The organism is Methanosarcina sp. (assembly GCF_035390745.1).
In the GTDB taxonomy this organism is placed as follows: domain Archaea; phylum Halobacteriota; class Methanosarcinia; order Methanosarcinales; family Methanosarcinaceae; genus Methanosarcina.
The window spans coordinates 1-4337 of the sequence record NZ_DAOOUJ010000115.1; the positions used below are offsets into that span (position 1 = coordinate 1).

General features: G+C 43.1%; 4 protein-coding genes. 3 read left to right on the forward strand and 1 reads right to left on the reverse strand.

What is annotated here, in order from left to right; all coding sequences use genetic code 11:
* Positions 1 to 841: 841 nt before the first annotated feature.
* The 3 genes from mer to PLL47_RS14590 all read left to right on the forward strand — a co-directional run bounded on the left by mer (position 842) and on the right by PLL47_RS14590 (position 3553).
* Positions 842 to 1828, forward strand: coding sequence for a 5,10-methylenetetrahydromethanopterin reductase (mer, locus tag PLL47_RS14580; RefSeq protein WP_324447258.1), 987 nt, complete (start codon positions 842 to 844; stop codon positions 1826 to 1828).
* 100 nt (positions 1829 to 1928) lie between these two features.
* Positions 1929 to 2969, forward strand: a complete 1041-nt coding sequence (fpoF, locus tag PLL47_RS14585; protein WP_324447260.1) for a F420H2 dehydrogenase subunit FpoF — start codon at positions 1929 to 1931, stop codon at positions 2967 to 2969.
* Positions 2970 to 3031: 62 nt separating this feature from the next.
* The gene (locus PLL47_RS14590; RefSeq protein WP_324447262.1) at positions 3032 to 3553 is read left to right on the forward strand and encodes a nicotinamide-nucleotide adenylyltransferase; all 522 of its coding nucleotides are present in this window, start codon (positions 3032 to 3034) and stop codon (positions 3551 to 3553) included.
* A 65-nt stretch (positions 3554 to 3618) separates the two neighbouring features.
* Here the strand turns inward: PLL47_RS14590 and PLL47_RS14595 are convergent, their stop codons facing one another.
* Positions 3619 to 4179, reverse strand: coding sequence for an adenylate kinase family protein (locus tag PLL47_RS14595; protein WP_324447264.1), 561 nt, complete (start codon positions 4177 to 4179; stop codon positions 3619 to 3621).
* Positions 4180 to 4337 lie beyond the last annotated feature (158 nt).

Below are 4337 nucleotides of genomic sequence, written 5' to 3' on the forward strand. Positions count from 1 at the left end.
TTGCGCCACCCGAGTTCCGCCTCGGGAGGGCGGTGTCCTTTTCGGTCGCTTCGCTTCCTCAAGAGGACTATTTTTGGGTCGAGATGATAGCGATCTAACGTAAGTGCAATTGCTAATGGACCTAAAACCGTTGCTTTATACTCTGAGAAAACGGCTGAGATCAAAACATGGAAAATAGGTCTCTGGATCAAAGACCGTATTTAATTAAAATTTTATTGTTTTGTATAACTCGCAGAGAAAATTTTAAGACCAGAAAATAATAAAGTGTCTCACATTTCCCTTCCATTGATATAGGTCTTATTTTTTTTCATATGTCTTTTTTCGGGCTTTCAGGCTTTTTTCCCTCTTCTCTCTTCTTTAAGTCTGATATTTATCAATAACTGGCATAACATATTCTGCAAAATTCGACGCCATACTTTTTTACAATATAAATCTTTTCCTATTTCTGGCAGGAAAACTTCTTTTAAAAAAAGCTAAAAATAAGCTTTGTCCCTTCTATTATAATTCCCTCTTGAAATATAATATGAAAAATATCTATTTCTGGATAAGATTTATAAGGTTTGATTATTTCTTTTGAATGAGCCATGCTTTGAGCATGTATTCGATGTAATGTCTGTTTGAGGAATTGTTTTATTGATTCTTTTATATACATTTCCTTTAATACAGTTAATTATATATAGATTCTTAAATACTGTTATGTGAATTCTAGTTAGAGGTTGTAATTGGCACCCATTGTAATGGTTGTTAATTATAATTTAATCTCTATATTTTTATATGAGATAAAAAGGACCCATCTAGCCATAAGTAGTAGATTAAGGAGTAATTTAAGGAGTAATCAAAGATGAAGTTCGGAATTGAATTTGTACCGGCCGATCCTGCCTTAAAGATCGCATATTACGCAAAGCTCTCAGAACAGCAGGGATTCGACTACGTCTGGATCACTGACCACTACAACAACCGTGACGTATATTCCACTCTTACCGTTCTCGCTCTGAACACCAACAGCATCAAGCTCGGCTCCGGTGTTACAAACTCCTATACCAGAAACCCTGCAATCACAGCATCCAGTATTGCTTCCATTGCCGAAATTTCAGGCGGCAGGGCAGTCCTTGGTCTCGGACCCGGGGACAAAGCAACTTTCGATGCCATGGGTATTGCATGGGAAAAGCCTCTTGCAACCACCAAAGAAGCAATCCAGGCAATCAGAGATTTCACCTCAGGCAAGAAAGTTTCCATGGACGGCGAAATGATTAAGTTCGGAGGCGCCAAGCTTGCTTTTAACGCTGGAAAAGTCCCTATCTACATGGGTGCTCAGGGTCCCAAGATGCTCGAACTTGCCGGTGAAATTGCAGACGGTGTCCTCATCAACGCTTCTCACCCCAAAGACTTTGAAGTCGCTGTGGAACAGATCCGCAAGGGTGCTGAAAAAGCTGGCCGCGATCCAAGCGAAGTCGATATTGCCGCATACGCCTGTTTCTCCATTGACAAAGACCCTGTAAAAGCAGTTAATGCTGCAAAAGTAGTGGTCGCTTTTATAGTTGCAGGATCTCCTGACATTGTCCTCTCACGCCACGGTATTCCTGTCGAAGCCAAGAAGCAGATCGGCGATGCCATTGCCAAAGGAGACTTCGGATCTCTCATGGGCGGACTCGTTACACCTCAGATGATCGAAGCCTTTGCAATCTGCGGAACTCCAGAGGACTGCATGAAGAGGATCAAAGACCTTGAGGCAATCGGAGTAACCCAGATTGTCGCCGGATCCCCAATCGGTCCTGACAAAGAAAAGGCAATAAAGCTTATAGGCAAAGAGATCATTGCAAAGATGTAATTTTATTACATCCTGCAATAATTTTTTTAATTATCCCAGTTATACTTTTAAAAACATCTTGCCAGTAAGGCGAGCTTATCGATGCATTGGAGGTAACTGATTGCCACCAAAGATTGCAGAAGTCATTCAACATGACGTATGCGCAGCCTGTGGGGCATGCGAGGCTGTGTGTCCCATTGGGGCTGTTTCCGTAAAGAAGGCGGCAGAAATTCGAGATCCGAACGATCTGAGCCTTTATGTAAAAGGGGCTGCGTACCAGGTTTGTGAAGGTTGCTTAACCTGCAGCAGGATCTGTCCTGTAGTGGACGGATTTATAGAAAACGAGCTTTCCAACGTTCGTAAGTTCTTCGGTGCTAAATCTAAAGATAGTGCCGGCAGCCAGGATGGAGGTGTAACGAGTGGAATTCTCAAAGCTCTCTTCAATAAAGGTGAAATTGACTGCGCTGTGGGAATTACCCGGAACGAGAAATGGGAGCCTGAAGTTGTTCTGCTTACCAGTGCAGAAGATGTTGAAAGGACAAGAGGGACAAAATATACCTCAGACCCCGTAATAGCAGCTCTCAGGGAAGCTTTCGAAAAGTACGACAGAATTGCAGTTGTTGGTGTGCCGTGCCAGGCCCATGCTGCACGTTTGATCCGGGAAAATGTAAACGAAAAGATCGTGCTCATAATAGGTCTGCTCTGTATGGAAAGTTTCCATCATGATATCATGCTCGACAAAATTATCCCTGAGATCATGAAGGTCAACATCCTGGACATCGTGAAGATGGAATTCACAAAAGGTAAATTCTGGGTCTACACAAAGGACGGAGAAGTTCATTCCGTGCCGATCAAGGATGTTGCAAAGTATGCAAGAAACCCCTGCCATCACTGCTGCGACTATACCTCTGTCTTTGCCGATATTTCTGTAGGTTCGGTTGGAACACCTGACGGATGGAACTCTGTTTTCATAAGGACCGAAACCGGAGAAAAATATTTCGATATGGTCCGTGATGAGATGGAGATTATGGAAGACCCCAAGCCGGGTCTCGAACTTGTCGGAAAACTTATCGAGATGAAGCGCAAGGGCAATGCGGAACATTTCCTGGAAGTCTGCAGGGAATTCAGCTTTGAGACAGGAATCCGCAATGAAACGGTCTGAAATTCAATTAAAATTAAAAACTTAATTCAAAAGAGGAATCCGGTACATTCGAGGTTGATCCGATGACACGAGCTTTTTACATAGGACGTTTTCAGCCGTATCACTTCGGACACCATGCCGTAATCACGCGGATTGCAGAAGAAGTGGACGAACTGGTAATTGGTATAGGAAGTGCCCAGAAAAGCCATGAAACCACTGACCCGTTTACTGCAGGGGAAAGGGTTCTTATGGTCTATAATGCACTTGAACACCTTCCTATCCGTCACTACGTCGTCCCAATCGAAGATATCAGGTATAACTCTATCTGGGTTCACCACGTCGTATCCAGAACTCCTCACTTTGACGTGGTGTACTCAAACAATCCTCTGGTTATACAGCTTTTCCAGGAAGCCGGATTCTGTGTTAAGGAATCTCCCCTTTATCTCAGAGAAAGGTATTCCGGTACCGAGATCAGAAGGCGGATGATTGAAGGAGAAAAGTGGGAGCACCTTGTCCCGAAACCGGTGGCAGAAGTGATTAATAGCTTCGACGGCGTTGCCCGCCTGAGGACTGTTTCTACCAGTGACAGCAATTTCTCTTTATAATCTTTTTTAAGCAATACTTTCTTTTCAGCCTGTTTTATCAGTTTTTCTCACACTTCAATTCTTTTTCAGGGCACGGAATCAATCCAGTCAAGGGAACCAGGGGCATATTCCTGCAGTTCGTCTTCTTTTCCAGCAAGAAGATTATCTATGATTTTTTCCACATCCGCGGCAGTCTCTTCTGCAGTCCTGCCCGTAGTGTTTACTTCAAATACTTTTTTGCACCATTCAAAAGCTTCCGCCAGGATCAGATCGATTGATTCGGCTTCTGCGTTTTCGTTTATTTTTTCTTCAGAATATCCGCGCTTTTCAAGCCTTTTTTTCAGTTCGGGAGGATAAGCCCTGAGCACTATTACGATGTCTGTTATGTAGTGAGCAAGATGACTTTCAAGAATTACTATTCCGTTTATTGACCCTTTTTCCATTTCATCAATAATCTCACCAAGGCGGCTTTGGATAAGCTCCATATCTGCTACTACCGCATCTCTTTTTTCATCAACCTCTGTGTAGAGGTGTTCTTCTTTTATGAGATCATTGAGGTAGATTACTTTCCATCCCCTGCGTTTTTCGAGAAGTTTGCTTACCGAGGTTTTTCCCGTCCCCGGAGTGCCTGTGAGTCCTATGAGCATGGAGAAGGAGATAGGGTTTATCGCAGTTATACTTAATGCCGGTTGTCTGTCTTGATGTTGTGATAAAAAATAGAAATTTTGTTTATTCCTGCCTGACAGTTAGACCGAAATTTCCACAACCCGCTGGAAATGGGTCACAACAATGTATTTCTCCACTC

What these genes read in the sequence shown, in the direction of transcription:
- mer (WP_324447258.1), top strand. Translation starts at nt 842, where the DNA reads ATGAAGTTCGGAATTGAATTTGTACCGGCCGATCCTGCCTTAAAGATC.
- PLL47_RS14590 (WP_324447262.1), top strand. Translation starts at nt 3,032, where the DNA reads ATGACACGAGCTTTTTACATAGGACGTTTTCAGCCGTATCACTTCGGA.
- PLL47_RS14595 (WP_324447264.1), bottom strand. Translation starts at nt 4,179, where the DNA reads ATGCTCATAGGACTCACAGGCACTCCGGGGACGGGAAAAACCTCGGTA.